The organism is Tenacibaculum sp. SM2510 (assembly GCF_057002845.1).
Genome location: NZ_CP192703.1, coordinates 603,984 through 623,352, shown reverse-complemented (window position 1 = coordinate 623,352; position 19,369 = coordinate 603,984). Strand labels below are relative to the sequence as shown.

At 29.9% G+C, this 19,369-nt stretch carries 23 protein-coding genes; 19 read left to right on the top strand and 4 right to left on the bottom strand.

The features are described from left to right. Window positions 1-9 precede the first annotated feature (9 nt). The gene (locus tag ACQ629_RS02710; protein WP_483706427.1) at window positions 10-210 is read right to left on the bottom strand and encodes a hypothetical protein; all 201 of its coding nucleotides are present in this window, start codon (window positions 208-210) and stop codon (window positions 10-12) included. 41 nt (window positions 211-251) lie between these two features. Next, complete coding sequence (locus ACQ629_RS02705) at window positions 252-725, bottom strand: hypothetical protein (protein WP_483706426.1); 474 nt, start codon at window positions 723-725, stop codon at window positions 252-254. 158 nt (window positions 726-883) lie between these two features. Between ACQ629_RS02705 and ACQ629_RS02700 the strand changes: the two genes are divergently transcribed. After that, window positions 884-1,921, top strand: coding sequence for a helix-turn-helix domain-containing protein (locus tag ACQ629_RS02700; RefSeq protein ID WP_483706425.1), 1,038 nt, complete (start codon window positions 884-886; stop codon window positions 1,919-1,921). Between the two features lie 6 nt (window positions 1,922-1,927). Here ACQ629_RS02700 and ACQ629_RS02695 read toward each other — a convergent pair whose 3' ends face one another. Next, window positions 1,928-2,557 (bottom strand): SOS response-associated peptidase family protein, encoded by a 630-nt coding sequence (locus ACQ629_RS02695; RefSeq protein ID WP_483706424.1) that lies wholly within the window; start codon window positions 2,555-2,557, stop codon window positions 1,928-1,930. Window positions 2,558-2,854: 297 nt separating this feature from the next. Here ACQ629_RS02695 and ACQ629_RS02690 point away from each other — a divergent pair, with 297 nt between their 5' ends. The 5 genes from ACQ629_RS02690 (at window position 2,855) to ACQ629_RS02670 (ending at window position 5,473) form a co-directional block, all read left to right on the top strand. After that, a complete protein-coding gene (locus tag ACQ629_RS02690; protein ID WP_483706423.1) occupies window positions 2,855-3,016 on the top strand; it encodes a DUF1328 domain-containing protein in 162 nt (53 codons plus the stop codon). A gap of 254 nt (window positions 3,017-3,270) precedes the next feature. Continuing rightward, window positions 3,271-3,819: a hypothetical protein gene (locus ACQ629_RS02685; RefSeq protein WP_483706422.1), complete on the top strand. Its 549-nt coding sequence runs from the start codon at window positions 3,271-3,273 to the stop codon at window positions 3,817-3,819. A gap of 223 nt (window positions 3,820-4,042) precedes the next feature. Further along, entirely contained in the window at window positions 4,043-4,546 is a 504-nt protein-coding gene (locus ACQ629_RS02680) for a Dps family protein (RefSeq protein WP_483706421.1), read from the top strand. Between the two features lie 58 nt (window positions 4,547-4,604). Beyond that, window positions 4,605-5,195, top strand: a complete 591-nt coding sequence (locus tag ACQ629_RS02675; protein WP_483706420.1) for a mechanosensitive ion channel family protein — start codon at window positions 4,605-4,607, stop codon at window positions 5,193-5,195. 80 nt (window positions 5,196-5,275) lie between these two features. After that, window positions 5,276-5,473: a hypothetical protein gene (locus ACQ629_RS02670; RefSeq protein ID WP_483706419.1), complete on the top strand. Its 198-nt coding sequence runs from the start codon at window positions 5,276-5,278 to the stop codon at window positions 5,471-5,473. 39 nt (window positions 5,474-5,512) lie between these two features. Here ACQ629_RS02670 and aroB read toward each other — a convergent pair whose 3' ends face one another. Continuing rightward, window positions 5,513-6,571 carry a 3-dehydroquinate synthase gene (aroB, locus tag ACQ629_RS02665; RefSeq protein ID WP_483706418.1) on the bottom strand — a complete coding sequence of 353 codons (1,059 nt, stop codon included), beginning with the start codon at window positions 6,569-6,571 and terminating at the stop codon, window positions 5,513-5,515. Window positions 6,572-6,674: 103 nt separating this feature from the next. Between aroB and ACQ629_RS02660 the strand changes: the two genes are divergently transcribed. The 13 genes from ACQ629_RS02660 (at window position 6,675) to ACQ629_RS02600 (ending at window position 19,243) form a co-directional block, all read left to right on the top strand. Further along, on the top strand, window positions 6,675-7,838 hold the full coding sequence (locus tag ACQ629_RS02660) for a proline dehydrogenase family protein (protein ID WP_483706417.1): 1,164 nt from the start codon (window positions 6,675-6,677) through the stop codon (window positions 7,836-7,838). Beyond that, entirely contained in the window at window positions 7,838-8,140 is a 303-nt protein-coding gene (locus ACQ629_RS02655) for an LETM1 domain-containing protein (RefSeq protein WP_483706416.1), read from the top strand. Before ACQ629_RS02660 ends, ACQ629_RS02655 begins: the two co-directional genes overlap by 1 nt. A 67-nt stretch (window positions 8,141-8,207) precedes the next feature. After that, on the top strand, window positions 8,208-9,980 hold the full coding sequence (gene typA / locus ACQ629_RS02650; RefSeq protein WP_483706415.1) for a translational GTPase TypA: 1,773 nt from the start codon (window positions 8,208-8,210) through the stop codon (window positions 9,978-9,980). Between the two features lie 66 nt (window positions 9,981-10,046). Further along, window positions 10,047-10,424: a hypothetical protein gene (locus ACQ629_RS02645; RefSeq protein WP_483706414.1), complete on the top strand. Its 378-nt coding sequence runs from the start codon at window positions 10,047-10,049 to the stop codon at window positions 10,422-10,424. Window positions 10,425-10,907: 483 nt separating this feature from the next. Continuing rightward, window positions 10,908-11,765 carry an ATP phosphoribosyltransferase gene (gene hisG, locus ACQ629_RS02640; RefSeq protein ID WP_483706413.1) on the top strand — a complete coding sequence of 286 codons (858 nt, stop codon included), beginning with the start codon at window positions 10,908-10,910 and terminating at the stop codon, window positions 11,763-11,765. A gap of 12 nt (window positions 11,766-11,777) precedes the next feature. Then, window positions 11,778-13,091 carry a histidinol dehydrogenase gene (gene hisD, locus ACQ629_RS02635; protein WP_483706412.1) on the top strand — a complete coding sequence of 438 codons (1,314 nt, stop codon included), beginning with the start codon at window positions 11,778-11,780 and terminating at the stop codon, window positions 13,089-13,091. A 10-nt stretch (window positions 13,092-13,101) separates the two neighbouring features. Beyond that, on the top strand, window positions 13,102-14,136 hold the full coding sequence (gene hisC / locus ACQ629_RS02630; protein WP_483706411.1) for a histidinol-phosphate transaminase: 1,035 nt from the start codon (window positions 13,102-13,104) through the stop codon (window positions 14,134-14,136). A 68-nt stretch (window positions 14,137-14,204) separates the two neighbouring features. After that, window positions 14,205-15,338 carry a bifunctional histidinol-phosphatase/imidazoleglycerol-phosphate dehydratase HisB gene (hisB, locus tag ACQ629_RS02625; protein WP_483706410.1) on the top strand — a complete coding sequence of 378 codons (1,134 nt, stop codon included), beginning with the start codon at window positions 14,205-14,207 and terminating at the stop codon, window positions 15,336-15,338. A gap of 4 nt (window positions 15,339-15,342) precedes the next feature. After that, entirely contained in the window at window positions 15,343-15,924 is a 582-nt protein-coding gene (gene hisH, locus ACQ629_RS02620) for an imidazole glycerol phosphate synthase subunit HisH (RefSeq protein ID WP_483706409.1), read from the top strand. A gap of 10 nt (window positions 15,925-15,934) precedes the next feature. After that, window positions 15,935-16,654, top strand: a complete 720-nt coding sequence (gene hisA / locus ACQ629_RS02615; RefSeq protein WP_483706408.1) for a 1-(5-phosphoribosyl)-5-[(5-phosphoribosylamino)methylideneamino]imidazole-4-carboxamide isomerase — start codon at window positions 15,935-15,937, stop codon at window positions 16,652-16,654. Between the two features lie 80 nt (window positions 16,655-16,734). Beyond that, window positions 16,735-17,487 (top strand): imidazole glycerol phosphate synthase subunit HisF, encoded by a 753-nt coding sequence (gene hisF / locus ACQ629_RS02610; RefSeq protein WP_483706407.1) that lies wholly within the window; start codon window positions 16,735-16,737, stop codon window positions 17,485-17,487. Further along, window positions 17,484-18,068 carry a bifunctional phosphoribosyl-AMP cyclohydrolase/phosphoribosyl-ATP diphosphatase HisIE gene (gene hisIE, locus ACQ629_RS02605; RefSeq protein WP_483706406.1) on the top strand — a complete coding sequence of 195 codons (585 nt, stop codon included), beginning with the start codon at window positions 17,484-17,486 and terminating at the stop codon, window positions 18,066-18,068. The genes hisF and hisIE overlap by 4 nt, the downstream gene beginning before the upstream one ends. Window positions 18,069-18,091: 23 nt before the next feature. Then, on the top strand, window positions 18,092-19,243 hold the full coding sequence (locus ACQ629_RS02600; RefSeq protein ID WP_483706405.1) for a class I SAM-dependent methyltransferase: 1,152 nt from the start codon (window positions 18,092-18,094) through the stop codon (window positions 19,241-19,243). Window positions 19,244-19,369: the final 126 nt, after the last annotated feature.

The following is a 19,369-nucleotide window of genomic DNA, read 5'->3' as shown; positions in this document are numbered from 1 at the left end:
AATTTTAAATTATTTCTTTTTTACAAAACCAGAAATAACTAGTATTGCTACACCTACAGCTAAAGAAATGTAAGCTTTTTTGTTATCTTGTGAACTAAATTCTGCAATACCAATATCTACTGTTGCTTCAGGAGCAATAACTTTATACACACCGTATGCAGTTAATACCAATCCTGAGATAATTAATAATGTTTTGATGATTTTATCCATAATAATTTTATTTTAAGGTTAGTTAATTATTTTTTTTTTGATTAGAATTGGTATCTGATACCTAGGGCAATATCTAAATCTAAATCATCACTATATTCATTATTTAAACCAAGTTCAGGTCTAATATCTAAAGACATAATTAAAGGAATATCAAAATTATATTCAATACCTAAATCACCAGCGATTAATGCAAAAAATCCATCACCTGCAGGAGTATCGTATGACCCAATACCGGCACCAGCTCCTACAAACCAATTAAAGTTGCCATCTAATTTATGTACCCATTGGTATAAACCTACAAGTTTAAAGGCATCAACGTTTTTGGAGTTCCTAAAGCCTAAATCAAATTCTAATCTATTATTTTCTTTTAAATAGTGTTGATAAGAAAGCTCTCCTCCAAATCCGTCATTATCACCAACCCTCACACCAATGGCGTTTTTTGAAATTTGCTGAGCACTAGCGTTTAAAGCTAAAAAAAAGAAAGAACTTATAAGTACTATTTTTAAAATTTTCATTTGTTTGTGTTTTTTATTGTTACAAGGCAAAAGTACGACATCATTGTAAGTGAGTTTAGCTCATATGTTTTTGATATTTGCTCATACCGAAAAACACTCTTTTAAAATAATTTAACATTATTAAGAGTAAATAGTAGTAACTTTAGACCAAAAAGCAAATGACTACTATAAAAATTACTGCTATTGATACTGCTGGGACAGTTAAACAAATACAAGAAGTAATTGGAGGAACGATAACAGAAAGATGGGGAGAGTATGTTTTAGAGGTAGATAGTGAGTTGGCAAAAGGGAAAATTACTTTTTTAAATTTTGAGTGGGGAGGAAGTATATTGCAGTATGATATTGTTTTTTTAGACAACATTTTATTAGTAATGGATGCTTCTGAATTTAATCCGATTCATTTTGTGTATACTACTGAAGGATATACTTATCATAGATTTGAATTAGAGAATAAAAAAAGGAAATTAGATCAATATCAATCTGTAATAATAACCAGTAAAGATGGTGGTTATAATTATGGTTATTTCGAAAAAGATATTAAAGTACAAATACATTTAATTCAAATAAACAGGGTAAAGTTTATAAATAAACGTTTAAATGATGCATCAATATTAAATCAAAAATTATACGAAGTTTTTTATGATCAACAGCATGAAAATGTTTTTGCTTATTTTGGCACCTATAATTTAAAAATGGCAAACCTGATTAAACAGTACAATGCTATTAAACAAAAAGGAATAATACGAATACTGATAAAAGAGGGTATTGTTTACCAAATTTTATCAGAACATATGCAGCAGCATAACAAAGATGTAAAAAGAGATAAGAAGCCAAGTACTTCTTTAACTAAAAAAGAAATTAGTTTAGTAAGAAGCGTAGGGCAAAAGATACTTAAAAAAGTAGCAGAAGATTATAATGTTGAAAATTTAGCAAATGAAATAGGTCTTCCACAGGCTAAACTTCAAGAAGGATTTAAGCTGCTTTTTTCACGAACAGTAACAGAGTATGTAAGGCATGTTAGATTAGAGCAAGCACGTGACTTAATTAATAATACAGACTATAATATTTCTCAAATAGTATATTCAATAGGGTTTTCTAGTAGAAGTTATTTCTCTAAAATATTTAAAAGAAAATATGGTATTAGTCCGAGTGAGTTTTTAAAAAATAAACAAGAGAGTAAAATAAAAATAAGTTAAAAACTTTTATGAAGCTATTACTTGAATATTTAGCTTTGTGTCATAAGGGTTGTTTATTAAAAAATCAATTTCATCAATATCTGTTTCAGAATTAAGCCACATATTTTTAAATATTTTAGGTATTTGTAGGGGCATTACTTCATATATATTATTAAAAGAATTTAGTTCTTTTGTGTTTTTGGTATTTATTACAGAACAGGTTATAAAGCCATCACTTGTAGTGTTGTACAAACCAGCCAGGTAAAAGGGTTCTTGTTCTTTTTTCTCTACCAAGTAATTTTTAATCGTGTTATCAATAATTTTATGGGTATAAAAACCTGTAACTATAAATAAACATCTTCGACTAAATAACGCTTCTTTAAATAAGATGTTTTTTTTTATTTCTAGTTTATCAGTGTGTAATGTGTTTTTAATATTTTGAAATTTACTCCAGTTTTCAGCATAATTTTGAGGTAATATTCCCCAAATACCTTGCGTAATTACGTTGGGATTTTCTGTTGTAATAATGCTAACAGTTTGCTCTTTTAGGCCATTTATTTTACGTTTAGGCTTATATAAGTGAGGATATTCAAAAGATAATTTAGTGAAATCTTTTATCCTTTCTTTTGTAGCTATGTTAGAGAGTTTATAATTCATTATTAGTTAATGTATTTAAGATTTTTTAAAAACTAGCAGAATTTTCTTAAGGGAATAATCTATTTTTTATTATAAAGAAGTTAATTAAACCTGCGTAAATATTTTTAATTCATACCCTAACAAAACTAAATAGAATAGTAATGTATTCTTAGTTCAATAGAAATAGTTCTTAGCTCATTTCATTTTTTTTAAATGAGTCAACAATCAAATTAAATGAGTAAAGCATTATTTAAGCATATAACTAATTTTGTAAAGCACAATAGTTGTGCTTATTATTAACTATAAAAACAAAAAAATATGTTACGTTGGACAATCACATTTATTATTATAGCATTAATTGCAGGATTTTTAGGATTTAGTGGAATTGCAGGAACAGCAGCAGGTTTTGCTAAAATTGCATTCTTTATTTTTATAATTCTTTTTGTTATTTCTCTTATTACAGGAAGAAAAAAATTATAAAAAAATAAAATATACGATATAAAAATAAACATGATTCTCATGTTTATTTTTTTTTGCTTTTTTTTTGCTTTTTTTTTACAATTTTTATGAAATGAGCAAAGAAAGACTTTAAAGGAGCAAAGTAAAATTGATTACTACCAATATCTTTGTAGTATGAAAAGAGAATAATTACAAATTGCTATTTAAAAAATAAAAAAAGTGATAAAAAGTGAGCACTTAGCAAAAAAGCACTTATAATTTAAAATAGATTCAAAATGAAAAAAATAATCATAAGTTTATTGTTCGTAGGGGTAATTACTACAGTAAACTCACAAACAGAAGTTGTAAAAACAACGAAAGTTCAAAAGTCACAAAAAGTAGGTAAAGATGGTGTTAAATACGATACTAAGGTAAAGGTGGTTACTGAGAAGTCGCAAAAAACAAAGTTCGATCCGAATCAGAAAAATCAATTAAATCAAAAAATTGTAGATAGCCCTGTTACTGTTTCTAAAACAATAATGGTTGATAACGATAAAGATCCGTTTTATGATACAAAAACAAAAGTAATATACTTTAAATATAAAGATGTAAAATATGATTTCTTAATCAATCAAAATAATTTATTAATTACCTATAAACTAAAAGGTAAAGATATTACATCAGCTAAAGCATTAAAATCTATAAATAACAATTTTTATATTGTTGAAGGAAATGATTTTAACGGAGTAGGCTATTTTAATAAGCATGGTGATTTTATAATAGAATATAAAAATACTAAATCAGGTATGATAGAATATGCTGTTTTTGAAACATTTAAAATGTAATAATAAAACTTATTTTATTTTTTTATAAAATAAGAAGTCCCCCTCGAATTGGTAAAGCAATTCGAAAATCAGGAAAAGGATGAGTTTTACTCATCCTTTTTTTTATACCTAAAATTCATGCAAAATGAAATGAGCAAGCAAAGTTATTAAATGAGCAAAGCTATACCTCACTTAGAATCTATTTTTGCGGTAGAAATAAATTATTAATATAAAATAAAACAACATGAGTTATTTAAATATGCAGAATGAAAGTGTTTTACCAGTAGCAAAAGAATTGAATCAATTATTAGCTGATTATCATATTTACTATCAAAAATTAAGAAATTTTCATTGGAATGTAGTAGGGAAAAACTTTTTTGAGCTACATAACAAATTTGAAGAAATGTATGGTGATGCAAGAGTTAAGATAGATGAAATAGCTGAGCGTATTTTAACATTACAATACCATCCAATAAGTAGGTATAGCAGGTATTTAAAAATTGCAACAATATCAGAAGAAAGCCCTTTTCAAACGGATACAGATATGGTTTATATCTTATTAGATGATCATAAAGTTTTGTTAGAACAAATGTCTCGCACAATAAAAAGAGCAGAAGAAGCAGAAGATGAGGGTACCATCGATTTAATGGGTGGTTATATTGCTTCTTTAGAAAAAACTAGCTGGATGTTAAATGCATGGGCAAAAAGTACGGTAGAACAATTAAAAGAAGATATTGTTTTATCATAAAACATTTATCAATTACAATAGAAGCTATTTAAAAATAAACTAATAACCAAAGTAAATTATGATAGAATTAAAAAACGCTATTCAAATATATTGGAATGAATTTATACAACAAGTTCCCAGTATTTTTATAGGAATACTTATAATAACAATAGGTTTTTTAATTGCAAACGCTATAGCTAAGATTTTCAGAAAAACAATTTCTGTAAGAACTAAAGATCCTTTAATGACTAATTTTTTAACAAAAACAGTTAAAGCAGGGTTGGTAATCTTAACGATAATGTTAGCTTTAAGAGCAGCAGGTTTAGGTGGCATAGCAACAGGTTTACTAACGGCTGCAGGTGCAGGTGCTGTAATAATTGGTTTTGCCTTTAAAGATATTGGTGAAAATTTTATATCGGGAGTAATTTTATCTTTTAATCGACCGTTTGATGTAAATGATACGGTAATGATTGGTGATATATTCGGAAAAGTAAAAATGATGGAATTTAGGTTTACAAAGCTTAAAACTTTTGATGGTAGAGATGTTTACATTCCTAATAGTGATATTATTAAAAAAGCAGTTTATAACTACACGGAAGATGGTTTTTATCGATTAGATTTTACCGTAGGTATTGATTATGAAGATGATGTTGATTTAGCAAAAAAGTAATTATAAATTCGGTTGTAAACACAGTAGGTGTAATTGATACAGAAGAGCATCAGTGCTTTGTTACTTTAGATAGTTTAGGAGTGAGTACCGTTAATTTAAAAATCATTTTTTGGACAAAAACCAAAGAATATAAACGAGCAGCCTTAGAGGTTAAAAGTGATGTGATTAAAAATGGTAAAAGAATAATTACTAAAAACGGCTTAAATATGCCTGCAGATATTACAGAGATAAAACTTTACGGATCTCAAGACAGTATACCAATAACAGTAACTAAATAAAACAAAAAAGCGCAACTTAAGTTGCGCTTTTTTGTTTTATTATGAGTTATAGTATTCTAAGCTTTCAATTATTAATTTATTAGGGACTTTACAATTTATTTGAAAGTCACCATAGTCTTTTAAGAGTACAAAGTTAATCTCTCCTCCAACATTTTTCTTGTCATGCTTCATTAGTTCCGTAATAGAAAAGAAGTCTTCTTTTTTAATTTCTACTTTACCATAAATAGCAAGAATTGCTTTTTTAAGCTCTTTAAGTTTATCCGAAGGGAAATCTAAAATTTTAGAAGAAATATACGTTTCGCAAACCATACCGATAGCTATGGCTTCACCATGCGTTAAATTTTCTTTTTCAGCAGCATCTAAAAAATAAGATTCTATTCCGTGACCAATGGTGTGGCCCCAATTTAAAACCTTACGGATGTTTTGTTCTGTAGGATCTTTTAAAACAACTTCGTTTTTAATTTCAATAGAACGGTGTATTAAATCTACAATGTTTAATTCGGCATTATCTTTAATTTCATTAAACAAACGAATATCGTGTGTCATTCCGTATTTGATAATTTCGGCAGTTCCCGATCTAATTTCACGAGCAGAAAGTGTGTGTAGGTACTCAGGATCTAATACCACCATTTTAGGGTTTGCAAATAAGCCAATCTGATTTTTTAACACCCCTAAATCAACACCAGTTTTTCCTCCAACAGAAGCATCAACCATGCTTAGTAAAGTCGTTGGAATGTTAATAAAATCAATTCCACGTTTAAAAGTAGAAGCAACAAAACCACCTAAATCGGTAATAACACCACCACCTAAAGTAATTAGTAAACTTTTTCTATCAGCACCTAGTTCGGTCATTACATTCCAAACACCAACGCAGGTTTCTATATTTTTATGTATCTCACCAGCATCAATCTGAATTACTTCAATAGTTTTATCGGTTTCTAACAAAGGCATAAAGCGAGGATAACAATGGGTAAGCGTATTGTCATCAACCAATATAAATATAGAAGAATAATTATTGTTGCGAATTAAATTCGCCAATTCGGTATACGCTTTTTCATTAAAATGAATAGGGTATGTTGCTGCTTTGATAGAGGTCATTTTAATCTTTAATTTATAGCGAAAATAAATAGAAAAATTTAAAATATATCATACAGGTAATTTATATTTGCCTTTACAAATAAAATACTATAAGACTTCAGTAATGAGACTTTTTAACAATACAGAAACTGCTTTTAAATTAAAATCTGACTCAGAGTTAGAGCGTGCCTATTTTTTATTTAAAATGATACAAAACCAACCAATGGTTCGTATTGGTACCGCGGTAACCAATTTTGCATTAAAAGCACATTTGCCTGTTGAGGGGTTAATTCGTTCTACAGTTTTTGATCATTTTTGTGGAGGTGTAACAGAAGAAGACTGTTTACCTGTAATTGACAAGATGTTTGAAAAAGGCAAGGTTCATAGTGTATTAGATTATTCTGTTGAAGGAAAAGAAGAAGAAGAAAGTTTTGATGATGCACTTAATAAAATTGTAAAGATTATAAATTTTTCTCAAGAAAAGCAATCAATACCTTACGCTGTTTTTAAACCAACTGGTTTTGGGCGTTTTGCTTTGTATCAAAAGTTAACAGAAAAAAAAGAATTAACAGTAGATGAGAAATCTGAATGGATTAGAGTTTTAGAGCGTTTTCATACTGTTTGTAAATTAGCAGTAGAAAAAGATGTTCCGCTATTAATAGATGCCGAAGAAAGTTGGATGCAAGACGCTGCAGATGATTTAATTGAGGAATTAATGGAGACTTATAATAAAAACAAGGCAATTGTTTTTAATACTTTACAAATGTACCGTCATGATCGTATGGATTATTTACGTAGTCTCTATCAAAAAGCGCATCAAAAAGGTTACCACATAGGTATGAAAGTAGTTCGTGGTGCTTATATGGAGAGAGAAAGAGTAAGGGCAGAAGAAAAGGGGTACGATTCACCTATATGTCATGATAAACAAGCCACAGACATTAATTATAACGAGGCAGTTCGTTTTATGATGGAGCATAAAAATATGGCCATCTTTGCAGGAACCCACAATGAAGAGAGTTCATATTTATTGATGGATTTATCTAAAGAATACAATATAGCAGCAAATGACAATCGTATGTGGTTTGGTCAGTTATACGGTATGAGCGATCATATTAGTTTTAATTTAGCAGCAGAAGGTTATAACGTGGCTAAATATGTTCCTTTTGGTCCTGTAAGAGATGTTATGCCATACTTAATTCGTAGAGCTGAAGAAAACACCTCAGTAGCAGGGCAAACATCAAGAGAGCTTAACTTGATAAAAACAGAGAGAAAACGCCGTAAATTGTAATGAGTACGGTAGATGAAATAAAAGCAGCTATTCAAATAAATAAAAAACGATTAGCAAAAGAACTTCAAGAAAGTAAAGAATTGGTTTTTTTGATTAAAAAATCGATTACCACAAGCCTAACAGACGAAGAAAAGGCAAAGGTAAAAGAACAGATGATAGATATTTGTAAAGCAATACCAGCTTTTACTGTATTTATGCTTCCTGGCGGTGCATTACTATTGCCGTTATTAATAAAATTAATTCCAGATATTCTACCAAGTGCTTTTAGAGGAAATGATGAAGATATAGCTAAAAAAAAATAATTCGGCTACATTTATATAGTATTCATTTTTAATACACTACTTTTGCAGCTTTAAAAAACGAGCAAGAATGCAACCAATTAGAAACATCGCTATTATAGCACACGTTGATCACGGTAAGACTACCTTGGTAGATAAAATTATAGATCAAGCAAAAATTTTAGACGAGCGTAAAGAACGTACTGATTTATTGTTAGATAATAACGACTTAGAGCGTGAAAGAGGAATTACAATTCTTTCTAAAAACGTATCAATAAACTACAAGAACACAAAAATCAATGTAATTGATACACCTGGTCACGCCGATTTCGGAGGAGAAGTAGAGCGTGTATTAAAAATGGCTGATGGTGTTTTATTATTAGTTGATGCATTTGAAGGGCCAATGCCACAAACTCGTTTTGTTTTAGGTAAAGCTTTAGAATTAGGATTAACACCTATCGTAGTTGTTAATAAAGTAGATAAAGAAAACTGTACTCCTGATTTAGTTCACGAAAAAGTTTTTGACTTAATGTTTGCTTTAGAAGCAACAGAAGAACAATTAGATTTCGCTACCATTTATGGTTCTGCAAAAAATAATTGGATGAGTACTGATTGGAAAAATGAAACTGATAACATCATTCCTTTATTAGATGCTGTATTAGAATCTATTCCTGCTACTAAGTACAACGAAGGAACTCCACAAATGCAAATTACTTCATTAGATTTTTCTGCTTTTACAGGTAGAATTGCTATTGGCCGTATTTTCAGAGGAGATTTAGAAGCTGGTAAAGATTACATGTTATGTAAAGCTGACGGTACAACTAAAAAAGTAAGAATTAAAGAATTGCACGTATTCGAAGGAATGGGTAAAGTTCAAGTAGATAAAGTTCCTTGTGGAGATATTTGTGCTATTACAGGTATTGAAGGATTTGAAATTGGTGATACAATCGCTGATTTAGAAAACCCGGAAGCATTACCAAGAACAGAAATTGACCAGCCTACAATGAGTATGTTGTTTACAATTAACAATTCTCCTTTCTTTGGTAAAGAAGGTAAATTTGTTACATCTCGTCACATTCGTGATCGTCTGTTTAAAGAATTAGAAAAGAATTTAGCTTTAAAAGTTGAAACTACAGATTCTGAAGACAAGTTTAACGTATTTGGTCGTGGAGTATTACACTTATCTGTATTGATTGAAACAATGCGTCGTGAAGGATATGAATTACAAGTGGGAAGACCACAAGTAATTATTAAAATGATTGATGGTAAGAAACATGAGCCAATGGAAACATTGTCTATCGATGTACCAGAAGATGTTGCCTCTAAAGCTGTGAACTTAGTTTCTTTACGTAAAGGAGACTTAATGATTATGGAACCTAAAGGAGATTTACAACACTTAGAATTTACTATACCTTCTCGTGGATTAATTGGTTTAAGAAACAGAATTTTAACAGCAACAGCTGGTCAAGCAATTATTAACCACAGATTTAGTGAATATGGTCCTTATAAAGGAGATTTTACTGAAGAAGTAAAAGGAGCAATCGTTTCTGCAGCAGCTGGTAAGGCAACTGCATATGCATTAAATCGTTTACAAGATAGAGGTAAGTTTTTTATCGATGTTAACCAAGAGATTTATGTTGGCCAAGTAATTGGAGAGAACAGTAAATCTGATGAGATGGCAGTAAACTTAGTTAAAGGAAAGCAATTAACAAACATGCGTAAATCTGGTACAGATGAAGCTATGAAAATTGCACCGAAAATTGATTTCTCTTTAGAAGAAAACATGGAATACATTAAAGCAGATGAGTATTTAGAAGTTACTCCATTAAGCTTACGTATGCGTAAAATTAATTTTAAAGCGTAAGCTTTTAAATTATATATAAATAAAAAAGCTCAAGTTTTAAACTTGAGCTTTTTTTATATTTACAATATGAGTGAATTTAAACAACTTTTTGAAACATTACAACGAAGCCTAACGAACGATACCTTTGTTAAGCTAACCTTAAGTAAACCTCTTAGAAAAAGTGAAGGTTTAAAAAATGTATATATGCGTTTGTTTTTGATTGAAGGAAAAGAAACGTTTCAATTTAAATATCGTTATGCTGAGGAAGAGAAGTATAAACAGTTTTCTTTAAACGAAGCAATAATAGAAATAGAAGAACTAGTCTTAGAAACTTTTAGAGCTGGTACATTATTTACCTTAAATGAAGATTTATTAGTAATGATTTCTAAAAAGAAGGCTGTTTCTTACAGAGATAATGCTCCGAGTTTTAAAAATAAATTACCAGAAGTTCCATTAGAAAAATAAGTTCTTTTTCATAACGTCGAAGTAATTTTATTTAAAATTGAAGAAAATAACTTGCTTTTTCTTTAGTGAATTTCCGAAGTTATCACAAAAAGACACATCTTTTAAGTGTGTTTTATAAGAAAAAAATCTTTAGAGTTGATTAAAGATTTTTTTAGAGATATCTCTAAACCATATAACAATGTGGCGGTATATTTATCAAAATATCGGCACATATTATTTCTTGGTCATGTTTGATTATTAATTTTTACATAAAAAGCTTGCGTATTTTAAAATAAAGTGAAATATTTGCAGCATCAAAAAAAGAAACATGCGTTTTATTCTATCACATCATCATCATCATATTTGCACTCAGGCGAACTAAAGATGTATTGAATAAAGTCAACATATATTTTAAACCCGTTTGAGTAAATCAAACGGGTTTTTTATTTCCAAAAAGGAAATAATCTCTACTACAAGATTTACTCAAACATATTAATTAACAAAATGAGTAAATTAAGAATAGCAATTCAAAAATCAGGAAGATTAAATCAAGATTCATTACAGCTTTTAAAAGATTGTGGTATTTCTATTGATAATGGTAAAGACCAGCTAAAAGCTTCTGCAAGAAACTTTCCATTAGAAGTTTTTTATTTACGTAACGGAGATATTCCTCAGTATTTAAGAGACGGTGTCGTTGATATTGCAGTTATTGGTGAAAATGTATTGATAGAAAAAGGAAATGATTTAGAATTTGTAGAACGTTTAGGTTTTTCTAAATGCAAGGTTTCTATTGCGGTTCCTAAAGAATCTACAGCAAACTCTTTAAAAGATTTAAATGGAAAAAGAATTGCAACTTCATATCCAGAAACGGTAAAAAAATATTTAGCTAAAAATCAAATTGATGCACAGTTACACATCATTAATGGTTCTGTTGAAATTGCACCAAATATAGGATTGGCAGACGGAATTTGTGATATCGTTTCAAGTGGTTCTACTTTATTTAAAAATGGCTTAAAAGAGATTGAAGTATTACTAACTTCAGAAGCTGTTTTAGCAACTTCACCATTAATTACTGAAGAAAGAAAAAATATTTTAAATAAATTACAGTTTAGAATTCAAGCTGTTTTAAAAGGAAAGCGTTCTAAATATGTCTTGTTAAATGCACCCAATGATAAATTAGAAAAAATTATAGATATCTTACCAGGAATGAGAAGTCCTACAGTTTTACCATTGGCAGAAGAAGGATGGAGCTCTGTACACTCAGTACTAGATAAAGATGAGTTTTGGGATATTATAGATGAGCTAAAAATTAATGGAGCAGAAGGTATTTTAGTGTGTCCTATAGAGAAAATGGTTGTTTAAAAATTAAGGTAGATGAGAGCAGTAGAATTAAATAAAGATAATTGGGACTCGTTATTAAAAAGACCCACAAAATCTGTTGAAGATATAGCGCAAACTGTAGATAATATTTTCAAAGAAGTTAAAGAGTCAGGCGATATTGCAGTAAAAAAGTATACAGCCCTTTTTGACGGTGTAAATTTAGATACATTAGAAGTTAGTTTAGAAGAGATTAAAAATGCCGAAAACTTAGTTTCTAAAGAATTAAAAAATGCTATTCAACAAGCAAAGGCAAATATTGAAGTTTTTCATGCTGCTCAGAAAACCGAAAGAATAGCAATAGAAACAACAAAAGGAGTACAATGTTGGCAAGAAAAAAGACCTATTGAAAAAGTAGGGTTGTACATTCCTGGCGGAACTGCTCCGTTATTTTCTACCGTTTTAATGTTAGCAACACCAGCAAATATTGCAGGTTGTAAAGAAATTATTTTATGTTCTCCACCGGATAAAAAAGGAGCAATTAATCCTGCAATTTTATATACAGCAGCACTTTGTGGTGTAACTAAAATATATAAAGTTGGTGGTATACAAGCTATTGCTAGTTTTACATTTGGTACAGAAACGATACCGAAAGTATCTAAAGTTTTTGGTCCTGGAAACCAATATGTAACGGTAGCAAAACAATTGGCAACGCAATACGGAATTGCAATTGATATGCCAGCTGGGCCAAGTGAATTATTAGTAATAGCAGATGATTCGGCAAATGTAGCATTTGTAGCATCTGATTTATTAAGTCAGGCTGAACACGGTGCCGATAGTCAGGTTGTTTTAGTGTCTGATTCTGAAGATTTAATTGTTGAAGTAGCAAAAGAAATAGACGCGCAACTTCTTAACTTATCAAGAAAAGAAATTACCCAAAAGGCATTACAAAACACAAAAGCTATTGTTATTAAAGATGAGTATGAAGCAATTAAATTTGTAAATGATTATGCTCCTGAACATTTAATTATAGCAACAAAGAATGATGACTTTTTTATAGATAAAGTAGCCAACGCAGGTTCGGTTTTTATTGGGAACTATACTCCAGAAAGTGCTGGTGATTATGCTTCAGGAACGAATCATACCTTACCAACAAACGGATTTGCAAAAGCATATTCAGGTGTTAATTTAGATAGTTTTACGAAAAGTATTACGTTTCAAAAAATATCTAAAGAAGGAATACAAAATATAGGTAAAACGATTGAGTTAATGGCAGAAGCAGAAGGGTTACAGGCTCATAAAAACGCTGTTACATTAAGATTAAAAGAAATTAATAAATTGAATGTCAGTTCGAGCGCAGTCGAGAACTAAACTATAAATTATGAGTGAATTTAATTTAAATAAAATAGTTCGTCCAAATATTCAAAAACTTCAAGCATATTCATCAGCAAGAGATGAGTTTAAAGGAACAGCTGAAGTATATTTAGATGCTAATGAAAATCCGTTTGGAACTTTAAACAGGTATCCAGATCCGAAGCAATCAAAAGTTAAAGAACGTTTATCATCTATAAAAAACGTTGAAAACAATCAGATCTTTATAGGAAACGGAAGTGATGAAGTAATCGATTTAGCATTCAGAATTTTCTGTGAGCCAGGTAAAGATAAAGCGTTAACTTTTTCGCCAACTTATGGTATGTACGATGTATCGGCAAGTATTAATGATGTTGAGTTAATTAAGCAACCTTTGGTAAATGATTTTCAAATAAGTTTAAATCAGTTACAGCCATATTTAGATATGGAGGATGTAAAAATTATATTTATTTGTTCGCCAAACAATCCAACAGGAAATTGTTTTGAAGATGAAACGATTGAATATATTCTAGATAATTTTAACGGAATGGTTATTATCGATGAAGCTTATATCGATTTTAGCGCAAGAGCATCGTATGCAACACAATTGGCTAATTACCCGAACTTAATTGTAAGTCAAACTTTTAGTAAAGCTTGGGGATTGGCAGGAGCAAGGGTAGGAGTTGCCTATGCAAATTCTAACGTTATAGATTTGTATAATAAAGTAAAGCCACCTTATAATGTAAGTACTTTAAATCAAGAAGCAATTATTGCTTCATTAGATAATATTTCTTTGTTCGAAACGAATAAAAATACAATCATTAACGAAAAAGATCGCTTAATGAATGAGTTTAAAAATATAAAATTGATTAAAAAAATACACCCAACTGAAGCTAATTTTATTTTAATAGAAGTAACCGATGCAAATGCAGTTTATAATACATTGGTAGCTAAAAAAATAATTACGCGTAACAGAAATAGTTTAGTAAATAATTGTTTACGAATTACCGTTGGTAGCAAAGAAGAAAACACACAACTAATTACAGCATTAAAATCAATCATATAATTATTATCACTTCGAGCGTAGTCGAGAGGTTTTAGTTGAAAACATTGATTTTAATAAAAAGAAAACACATGAAAAAAGTATTATTTATAGATAGAGACGGAACTTTAATTAAAGAACCTGCAGATGAACAAACAGATTCGTTTGAGAAATTAGAATTTTATCCGAAGGTATTTCAAGGATTAAGTAAAATTGCAAATGAGTTAGATTTCGAATTGGTTTTAGTAACCAATCAAGATGGTTTGGGAACTAAAGTATACCCTGAAAATACTTTTTGGCCTGTGCATAATTTTGTAATGAGAACTTTAAAAGACGAAGGAATTGTTTTTGCTGAAGAAATTATTGACATCACTTTTGCAAAAGATAATCAACCTACAAGAAAGCCAAACACAGGTTTATTAACCAAGTTTTTTTCTGAAGAATATGATTTAGCAAATTCATTTGTAATAGGAGATCGTTTAACCGATATTGAGTTAGCAAAAAACTTAGGTTCAAAAGGGATATACATCAACGATGAAACTTTTTTAGGAACCGATGAAATCACCGTAAAAAGAAGCGATTTAGATGCATTTATTGCTTTAGAAAGTAGTGATTGGAATGCTATTTATGAGTTTTTAAAATTAGAAGAAAGAACTGATGGTATTGTTAGAAATACGAACGAAACCAAAATAGATATTCAATTAAACCTAGACGGAACAGGTAAAAGTAATATAAGTACCGGAATAGACTTTTTTGACCACATGTTAGATCAAATTGCACGTCATGGGCAAATGGATTTAGATATTCAGGTTAAAGGAGATTTAGAAGTAGATGAACACCACACTATTGAAGACACTGCTATTGCATTAGGGGAGATTTTTAATAAAGCATTAGGGAACAAATTAGGAATAGAACGTTACGGATTTTGTTTGCCAATGGATGATTGTTTAGCGCAAGTAGCTATTGATTTTGGAGGTAGAAATTGGTTAGTGTGGGAAGCAGATTTTAAAAGAGAAATGGTAGGTAAAATGCCAACAGAAATGTTTTTCCACTTTTTTAAATCATTTACAGATGGTGCAAAGTGTAACTTAAACATTAAAGCAGAAGGAACAAATGAGCATCATAAAATAGAGGCAATTTTTAAAGCATTTGCAAAAGCGATAAAAGTAGCTGTAAAAAGAGATACCAGTAAAATGATTTTACCATCAACCAAAGGAACTTTATAGTAAGATGATTGCAATTATAAAATACAATGCCGGTAATATAAGATCGGTTCAAAATACCCTTAATCGTTTAGGTTATGAAAGTATAATAACTGATAATCCAACAGAAATACAACAAGCTGATAAAGTAATATTTCCGGGTGTTGGTGAAGCAAGTTCGGCAATGGCTTATTTAAAAGAACGTAAGTTAGACGAACTTTTAGTATCTCTTACCCAGCCAGTATTGGGTATTTGTTTAGGTTTACAATTAATGTGCACATCATCAGAAGAAGGTAATACAACATGTTTAGGTATTTTTGATACCGTAACTAAACAGTTTCCTCCTTTAATGAAAGTGCCACACATGGGATGGAATAATTTTTCAGAAATTAAACCATCAAAAATAGTAGAGAATCTAGCTATTAATGAAGATGTATATTATGTGCATGGTTATTATGCTGAAGTTTGTGAAAATACTATTGCAACTTGTGATTATATAAAACCATTTAGTTCGGTTATGCAAAAAGATAATTTTTATGCCATGCAATTTCATCCAGAAAAATCAGCAAGCATCGGAGAGAAATTATTAAAAAACTTTTTAGAATTATAAAATTAAGAAAATGAGAATTATACCTGCCATAGATATTATTGACGGAAAATGTGTACGCTTAACAAAAGGTGATTATGCAACCAAAAAAATATATAACGAAAATCCTGTTGAAGTAGCGAAAGAATTTGAAGATAGCGGAATCGAATATTTACATTTAGTAGATTTAGATGGTGCTAAATCGCAACACATTGTAAATTACAAAGTGTTACAAGAAATAGCTGCTAAAACAAATTTAAAAATCGATTTCGGTGGTGGATTAAAATCAGATGAAGATTTACGTATTGCTTTCGATAACGGCGCAAGTCAAATAACAGGAGGAAGTATTGCTGTTAAGAATCCTGATATTTTTACAGGATGGTTAACAGAATATGGTAGCGATAAAATTATTTTAGGTGCCGATTGTATCAACCGTAAAATTGCGACACATGGATGGTTAGAAACATCAGAAGTAGAGGTGATTGATTTTATTATTAAATACGAGAAATTAGGAATAAAAAATACTATTTGTACAGATGTTGCTAAAGACGGAATGTTACAAGGTGCGTCTGTTGAGTTGTATCAAGAAATATTAAGTAAAAGTGGTGTTAATTTAATAGCGAGTGGTGGCGTTGCTAATATTGATGATTTAATACGATTGAAAGAAATAGGTTGTGAAGGCACAATTTTGGGTAAAGCGATTTACGAAAATAGAATTTCGTTAAAGCAATTAGAGAAATTTATAATAAAATAATACATCATTACAAAAAAGAATAACGAAGTGATCTTTTAAAGGTTTCTTTTTGATTTTTAAAATGATGATAACTATTAAATATGTTAAAAAAAAGAATAATACCTTGTTTAGATATCAAAAACGGACGCACTGTAAAAGGTGTTAATTTTATTGATATTAAAGACGCAGGTGATCCGATTGAATTGGCAAAGCAATATGTAAAAGATGGTGCTGATGAGTTGGTGTTTTTAGATATTACTGCAACGCTCGAAAACAGAAAAACGTTGGTTGAGTTAGTAGAGAAAATAGCACAAGAAATAAATATACCTTTTACAGTTGGTGGTGGAATAAGTACGGTTGATGACGCTTTGGCTTTGATAAAAGCAGGTGCAGATAAAGTAAGTATCAATTCGTCGGCAGTTAAAAATCCGCAGTTAATAACCGATTTAAAAAATCGTTTTGGAAGTCAGTTTGTAGTAGTTGCCATTGATACCAAAAATATAGATAATAATTGGAAGGTATTTACAAAAGGAGGAACTCATGAAACGGATTTAGAAACGGTTGCTTGGGCTAAGGAAGTTGAAAAATTAGGTGCAGGTGAAATTTTATTAACATCAATGAATAATGACGGAACAAAAGCCGGATTTGCGCTTGATATTACAAATGCTGTTAGTAAAGCGATAAATATACCTGTAATAGCATCAGGCGGAGCCGGTAAAGAAATACACTTTAAAGATGTATTTACAAAAACAGAAGCGAGTGCAGGTTTAGCAGCCAGTATTTTTCATTTCGCTGAAATACCAGTGCCAAAGCTTAAAGAATATTTAAAAGAACAAAATATACCAGTACGATGAATATAGATTTTACAAAAGGAGACGGGTTAGTTCCTGTAATAATTCAAAATAATACCACTTTACAAGTATTAATGTTAGGGTATATGAATGAAGAAGCGTTCTTAAAAACAAGGAAAGAAAATAAAGTAACTTTTTTTAGTAGAAGTAAAAATAGGTTATGGACAAAAGGTGAGGAGTCTGGTAACTTTTTAGATGTAAAAGACATTAAGATAGATTGTGATAACGATACTATTTTAATAAAAGTAATGCCAGCAGGGCCAACTTGCCATAAAGGAACTACTTCTTGTTTTGCGGAAGAAACTCCAAAAGGGTTTTTATATGAATTAGAACGAATTGTTACCGAACGAATAGATACTGATCATCCAACGTCATATACAAACCAATTATATAAACGAGGAATTAATAAAGTAGCACAGAAAGTAGGAGAAGAAGCTGTTGAGTTGGTTATTGAAGCAAAAGACAATGATGCTGATTTATTTAAAAATGAAGCTGCTGATTTATTCTATCATATTGTAATACTTTTAAAAGCAAAAGGATTTACGCTTACTGAAATTGAAGCTGTTTTAAAAGAAAGAAACTAAATGTTTTATAGTATTTTTGCAGTATGAATGAATTTCAACAATTAAGAGATACTTTAAGTGAGAGTGTTTTAGAATCTAAATTTGTAAAACTAACTTTAAGTAAACCTATCAAGAAAAGTGATGGATTACCAAACGTATATGTTCGTTTAGTAACAATTAAAGGAACAGAAATGATGCAGTTTACGTATCATTATACTACAAATGATAAGGTTAAAAATTACACGATTACCGAAGCATTATCTGAATTAGAAATCTTATTGATGGATAATTTTAGAGCGGCAACTTTATTTACATTAACTAAAGATTTATTAGTTTTTATATCAAAAAAGAAAAAGGTTTCTTATCGTGAAAATGCGGCAAGTTTTAAAAATAAATTACCGGTAACTCATGATAAACCGAAAGAACGTTTAGCAGAAGCAGGTAGTTATTTACAGCATTTAGGAATTACAGATAAAGAAGGAAAGGTTATTCATAAGATGTCCGATAAATACCGTCAAATTAATAAATATTTAGAGATTATTGAAGGTTTATTAAAGTCTACCAAATTACCAAAACATATTAATATTGTTGATATGGGATCTGGTAAAGGTTATTTAACTTTCGCTTTGTACGACTATTTAGTAAATCAAAAAAAATATAGTGCTACGGTTACTGGAATTGAATTGCGCAAAGAATTGGTAGATTATTGTAATGATGTAGCCGAAAAATCTGAATTTAATAAATTATCGTTTGTAGCACAGCCAATTCAGGAATATGATAATAATAAAATTGATATTTTAATCGCTTTACATGCTTGTGATACAGCAACTGACGATGCTATTTATAAAGGATTATCAGCTAAAGCTGAATTAATTATTTGTGCACCATGTTGTCATAAACAAATCCGCCAGCAAGTAAAAGGAAAAGAACAGGAGAGTCCGCTTTTAAAATACGGAATTTTTAAAGAGCGCCAATTCGAAATGGTTACTGATACTATTCGTGCGCTTATTTTAGAAAAGAGTAATTACAATACGAAAGTATTTGAATTTATAAGCAACGAACATACACGTAAAAATGTAATGTTGGTGGCAAGTAAATCATCAAAAAAGAACGATATTTCTAAAATTGATGATAAAATATCTGGCTTAAAAGAAGCATATGCTATAGAAAGTCATTATTTAGAAACACTTTTGTAATTTTAATTACGTCAACCTTAATTTATTTCAGGTTCTCATGACAATTCAGTGTTGCTTTTTAGGATGTGATTCTGAAATAAATTCAGAATGACGCTTTGATATATTTCATGAAAAAATCACCAATTA

Coding starts and splice junctions, on each gene's coding strand:
- ACQ629_RS02710 (WP_483706427.1), bottom strand. CDS start 210: ATGGATAAAATCATCAAAACATTATTAATTATCTCAGGATTGGTATTA.
- ACQ629_RS02705 (WP_483706426.1), bottom strand. CDS start 725: ATGAAAATTTTAAAAATAGTACTTATAAGTTCTTTCTTTTTTTTAGCT.
- ACQ629_RS02700 (WP_483706425.1), top strand. CDS start 884: ATGACTACTATAAAAATTACTGCTATTGATACTGCTGGGACAGTTAAA.
- ACQ629_RS02695 (WP_483706424.1), bottom strand. CDS start 2,557: ATGAATTATAAACTCTCTAACATAGCTACAAAAGAAAGGATAAAAGAT.
- ACQ629_RS02690 (WP_483706423.1), top strand. CDS start 2,855: ATGTTACGTTGGACAATCACATTTATTATTATAGCATTAATTGCAGGA.
- ACQ629_RS02685 (WP_483706422.1), top strand. CDS start 3,271: ATGAAAAAAATAATCATAAGTTTATTGTTCGTAGGGGTAATTACTACA.
- ACQ629_RS02680 (WP_483706421.1), top strand. CDS start 4,043: ATGAGTTATTTAAATATGCAGAATGAAAGTGTTTTACCAGTAGCAAAA.
- ACQ629_RS02675 (WP_483706420.1), top strand. CDS start 4,605: ATGATAGAATTAAAAAACGCTATTCAAATATATTGGAATGAATTTATA.
- aroB (WP_483706418.1), bottom strand. CDS start 6,571: ATGACCTCTATCAAAGCAGCAACATACCCTATTCATTTTAATGAAAAA.
- ACQ629_RS02660 (WP_483706417.1), top strand. CDS start 6,675: ATGAGACTTTTTAACAATACAGAAACTGCTTTTAAATTAAAATCTGAC.
- ACQ629_RS02655 (WP_483706416.1), top strand. CDS start 7,838: ATGAGTACGGTAGATGAAATAAAAGCAGCTATTCAAATAAATAAAAAA.
- typA (WP_483706415.1), top strand. CDS start 8,208: ATGCAACCAATTAGAAACATCGCTATTATAGCACACGTTGATCACGGT.
- ACQ629_RS02645 (WP_483706414.1), top strand. CDS start 10,047: ATGAGTGAATTTAAACAACTTTTTGAAACATTACAACGAAGCCTAACG.
- hisG (WP_483706413.1), top strand. CDS start 10,908: ATGAGTAAATTAAGAATAGCAATTCAAAAATCAGGAAGATTAAATCAA.
- hisD (WP_483706412.1), top strand. CDS start 11,778: ATGAGAGCAGTAGAATTAAATAAAGATAATTGGGACTCGTTATTAAAA.
- hisC (WP_483706411.1), top strand. CDS start 13,102: ATGAGTGAATTTAATTTAAATAAAATAGTTCGTCCAAATATTCAAAAA.
- hisB (WP_483706410.1), top strand. CDS start 14,205: ATGAAAAAAGTATTATTTATAGATAGAGACGGAACTTTAATTAAAGAA.
- hisH (WP_483706409.1), top strand. CDS start 15,343: ATGATTGCAATTATAAAATACAATGCCGGTAATATAAGATCGGTTCAA.
- hisA (WP_483706408.1), top strand. CDS start 15,935: ATGAGAATTATACCTGCCATAGATATTATTGACGGAAAATGTGTACGC.
- hisF (WP_483706407.1), top strand. CDS start 16,735: ATGTTAAAAAAAAGAATAATACCTTGTTTAGATATCAAAAACGGACGC.
- hisIE (WP_483706406.1), top strand. CDS start 17,484: ATGAATATAGATTTTACAAAAGGAGACGGGTTAGTTCCTGTAATAATT.
- ACQ629_RS02600 (WP_483706405.1), top strand. CDS start 18,092: ATGAATGAATTTCAACAATTAAGAGATACTTTAAGTGAGAGTGTTTTA.